Origin of the sequence: Sphingopyxis sp., assembly GCF_036402335.1 — a bacterium.
Taxonomy (GTDB): domain Bacteria; phylum Pseudomonadota; class Alphaproteobacteria; order Sphingomonadales; family Sphingomonadaceae; genus Sphingopyxis.
Map to the genome: position 1 here is coordinate 1 of NZ_DASWTD010000489.1, position 4057 is coordinate 4057.

Genomic DNA, 4057 nt, shown 5'->3' on the forward strand with positions numbered 1-4057 from the left:
ACAGCTGAAAGCCGGCATCACCGCTTCGACCGCGAAGCGGCGCGCCAAACTGGTCCGCAAGAACCAGCATGCCGACAAGATGCGCAGCGTCCTCGGCAAGCTTCAGGTGTTGCAGGAAGAGCAGATCAAGGACGTCCAGCAAAAGCTGGCACAGGCCGGCATCCGGTCGAAAGACCTCGCCGTTGCGGTCATCTTTGGCCGCATGGTGCTCCCGGTCGTTTTCGGCGGCGTCGCCGCCTTCCTGATCTACTGGGTCGACCTGTGGCCCACGCTGACACCGTTCAAGCGCTCGGGTGCAACGATGGCGATGCTGCTGCTCGGATACAAGGCGCCCGACCTGTTTGTGGCGAACAAGCGCGCAAAGCGGACCGATGCGATCCGCAAGGGGCTGCCCGATGCGCTCGATCTGCTCGTGATTTGCGCCGAAGCCGGCCTGACGGTCGACTCCGCCTTCTCGCGCGTCTCGAAGGAACTGGGCCGCGCCTATCCCGAACTGGGCGAAGAATTCGCGCTGACCTCGATCGAACTCGGCTTCCTCACCGAACGCCGTCAGGCGTTCGAGAATCTCGCCTATCGCGTAAATCTGGAATCGGTGAAGGGTGTCGTCACGACCATGATCCAGACCGAGAAATACGGCACGCCGCTCGCGTCGGCGTTGCGCGTCCTATCGGCCGAGTTCCGCAACGAACGCATGATGCGCGCCGAGGAAAAGGCGGCGCGCCTTCCCGCGATCATGACGGTGCCGCTGATCCTGTTCATCCTGCCCGTGCTGTTTATCGTCATTTTGGGCCCGGCCGCCTGTTCGCTGAGCGACGCGATGTCGGGCGGGTCCTTCGGCTAAGCCAAGGCTGGTTCGGAACAATAAAAGGGGGCCGCTGCGACGGCCCCCCTTTTTCAACCGACCTGCTGTTCGATCGCACCGAAAATGCTGTGGTGCCGGTCATCGTCCATCCAGATCCGGACCATGTCGCCCTTTTTCATGAAAGGCGTTGCGGGTTCGCCTTGCTGGATCGTTTCGACCGTCCGCACCTCGGCAAGGCAGCAATAGCCAAGGCCGCCCGCCGCGATCGGCTTTCCGGGGCCCCCGTCGGCATCGCGGTTCGACACCGTTCCCGACCCGATGATTGTCCCCGCGCCCAGATCGCGCGTCTTCGCCGCGTGTGCGATCAGCGCGCCGAAGTCGAAGGTCATGTCGATGCCCGCGTCGACGCGGCCGAGCGGCTGGCCGTTGAGGTCGACGCAAAGCGCACCGTGCAGCTTGCCGTCCTTCCAGCGTTCGCCCAGCGATTCGGGGGTCACAAAGACCGGCGACATCGCGCTCGACGGTTTCGACTGGAAAAAACCGAACCCCTTGGCGAGTTCGGCCGGTATCAATCCGCGCAGCGACACGTCGTTGGTGAGGCCAACGAGAAGGATCTTCTCGCGCGCCGCAACCGCATCGATGCCGGCGGGGACGTCGCCCGTCACCACCACCACTTCGGCTTCCATGTCGCAACCCCATGCCGGGTCGGCCAGCGGGATGGGGTCGCGGGGCCCGAGGAAGGCATCGCTGCCGCCCTGGTACATCAGCGGATCGTGCCAGAAGCTGTCGGGCATTTCGGCGCCGCGCGCCTGCCGCACCAGCGCGACATGGTTTACATAGGCGCTGCCGTCGGCCCACTGATAGGCGCGCGGCAACGGCGATGCGGCATCACGCTCGTGAAAACGCTCTTTCGGGATCGCATCATGGTTGAGGTCTTCGGCGAGCGCGGCAAGCCGTGGTGCCCCATAGGCCCAATTGTCGAGTGCGGCCTGGAGTGTCGGCACGATCTGGCCCGCGTCCGCATACCAGGCGAGATCGTCCGAAACGACGACCAGACGACCATCGCGACCTTTTTTGAGCGAAGCTAATTTCACGAAAACTCCTTTGGCTGACGATGCGGCTGAACCGACATCGCATCAAAGGAGCGGCAATCAGCGCGACGTCGTGATCGAGGCGAAACAGGTAAAGCCGCTCTGCCCCGCCTGCAAGCGCCGGATATACTGAAGATACGCCTGCGACTGATTATAGCTCGCCCCGGGCAGCGTCTGGCCGCGGAAGGCGCGCTTCACTTCCTCGCCGGTGAAAGGCCGCGGCGAGCCCGGAAAGGCGCCCTTTGTGCCGGGGGGCACCAGATTGCCCTTGGGATCGATATACTTGCCCGCGGCGGTCGGCGCGGGAACCGGAATCTGGCAATTCATCACCGATACGGCGGTCTGTGCAAAAGCCGGACGGATCGTGAGCGCCGCCGACACGCCGACAGCACCAAGCGCCAGCATCCTGCGCCGCGAAGGAATGGTTTCTTCGGTCTCGGCAGGATCGGGGGCGGGAATGTCACTATTTTCCATGTCCGGCGCATAACCCAATGAGGCCTCGAGGAAAAGCAAAAGGCCGCGCGCCGCGCCTTGCTTCCCGCTTTGGGACATTCGCGGAAAGGAGATTAATCGCCGCAAACCACCTTGCGAATCCCGGCGGCTTTGTGCGAGGCCCTCGGGCGATGTTCGATCGCCTCTCCAGCCTGGTAATTGCTCTGACGCTGGTCGTCATTGCCGCGATCTTTGCGACGCTGGCAGACGGCGATCCGCTGGCTATCGCGATCATGGTGATCGCGGGCTTCGCCGCGGCCGCCACCGTTTACAGCGCGCTGCCCGCGCCCCTGCCCGATGCCCAGGGCGCCGGCGTTCCGCTTGCCGACGCACCGGCCATATCGCTTCTCCGTCATCCCGATTTCGCGCACTGGGTGGATCAGGAAAAGGAGCCGCTGCTCGGTACCGCCGACAATATCGTTACAATCGCCAATGATGCCGCGATCCGCCTGCTCGGGCGGCACATCGTCGGAGCCGATGTCCGCACCGCGATCCGCCACCCTGCAGCGACCGACTGGCTGTCGCGGATCGGAAATATTCCGCTCGAAACGGTCAACCTGATCGACTTTCCGCGCCCCGGTCAGCGCTGGACGATGCGGATCGCCGCGCTGTCGGGCAGCGAACATATCATCTTCCTGTCCGACCGGTCCGCGATCGATGCCGCCGACCGGATGCGGTCCGATTTTGTCGCCAATGCGAGCCATGAATTGCGCACCCCGCTCGCCGCGATCCTCGGCTATGTCGAAACGCTGCAGGACATGAACGGCGAGACCGATGCGGGAATCCGCCATCGCTTCCTGTCGATCATCGAGCGCGAAGCCCGGCGAATGCAGCAACTCGTCATCGATCTCCTCTCGATCTCGCGCGTCGAAGCCGACCGCTTTCGCCGCCCCACTACCCCGGTGGATCTGGCCGCGATCGTGCGAACGACGATCGCGCAGCTTCGCGACAGCGAGCAGGCGCGGGCGAAGGATGTGGTCGCAAAGCTCGGCGACGGACCACAACCGATGCTCGGCGACGAAGCGCAACTGGGGCAGCTCGCGCACAATATTATCTCGAATGCGATGAAATACGGCCATGCCGGCACGCCGGTGACGGTCGAACTGGTGCGCGAAGGACGCCGCGCGCGATTGTCGGTGAACGACGAGGGGGACGGCATCGCACCCGATCATCTGCCCCGTCTCACCGAGCGTTTCTATCGCGTCGATGAGGCGCGCAGCCGCTCGGTTGGCGGTACCGGCCTTGGCCTTGCGATCGTCAAACATATCAGCGAGCGCCATCAGGGGCAGCTCGACATCGTCAGCGAAGTTGGCAAAGGCACGCGTGTTTCGGTGACTTTTCCACTCCGTACGGAAGGCTGAAGACGACCGGCCAAAAGCGCGAATCCCGGGCTATCCTTGACTTTTCGCGTTTCAAGGCCCATCTTCAACAAGCTATCGTCGCCTACGACGGATTTTTTTGCCTGAATGGCGGACACTTCCATCCTCACGCTACCTGGCGCCATCGGCATAGGGCCGATGGTAACTCCGATTCCGTGAAAGGAACGACCCATGCCCATCGGCACCGTAAAATTCTTCAACACCGAAAAAGGCTATGGCTTCATCGCCAACGAGGACGGTTCGGGCGACAATTTCGTCCACATCACCGCCCTTGAACGCGCCGGGATGACGAC

Annotated in this window: 5 protein-coding genes; 3 read left to right on the forward strand and 2 right to left on the reverse strand. The window is 63.3% G+C overall.

Features of this window, described 5'->3' with window-relative positions; all coding sequences use genetic code 11:
• On the forward strand, nt 1-841 hold an 841-nt coding region (locus tag VGD20_RS16015; protein WP_331135397.1), incomplete at its 5' end, for a type II secretion system F family protein.
• A 53-nt stretch (nt 842-894) separates the two neighbouring features.
• On the opposite strand, the gene VGD20_RS16020 is transcribed toward VGD20_RS16015, so the two are convergent.
• Complete coding sequence (locus tag VGD20_RS16020) at nt 895-1896, reverse strand: fumarylacetoacetate hydrolase family protein (RefSeq protein WP_331135398.1); 1002 nt, start codon at nt 1894-1896, stop codon at nt 895-897.
• A gap of 57 nt (nt 1897-1953) precedes the next feature.
• Nucleotides 1954-2367: a hypothetical protein gene (locus tag VGD20_RS16025; RefSeq protein WP_331135399.1), complete on the reverse strand. Its 414-nt coding sequence runs from the start codon at nt 2365-2367 to the stop codon at nt 1954-1956.
• Between the two features lie 149 nt (nt 2368-2516).
• On the opposite strand from VGD20_RS16025, the gene VGD20_RS16030 reads away from it, so the two are divergent.
• Both VGD20_RS16030 and VGD20_RS16035 read left to right on the forward strand, forming a co-directional pair.
• Entirely contained in the window at nt 2517-3746 is a 1230-nt protein-coding gene (locus VGD20_RS16030) for a sensor histidine kinase (RefSeq protein ID WP_331135400.1), read from the forward strand.
• Between the two features lie 189 nt (nt 3747-3935).
• A partial coding sequence (locus VGD20_RS16035) for a cold-shock protein (RefSeq protein WP_331135401.1) occupies nt 3936-4057 on the forward strand: 122 nt, incomplete at its 3' end.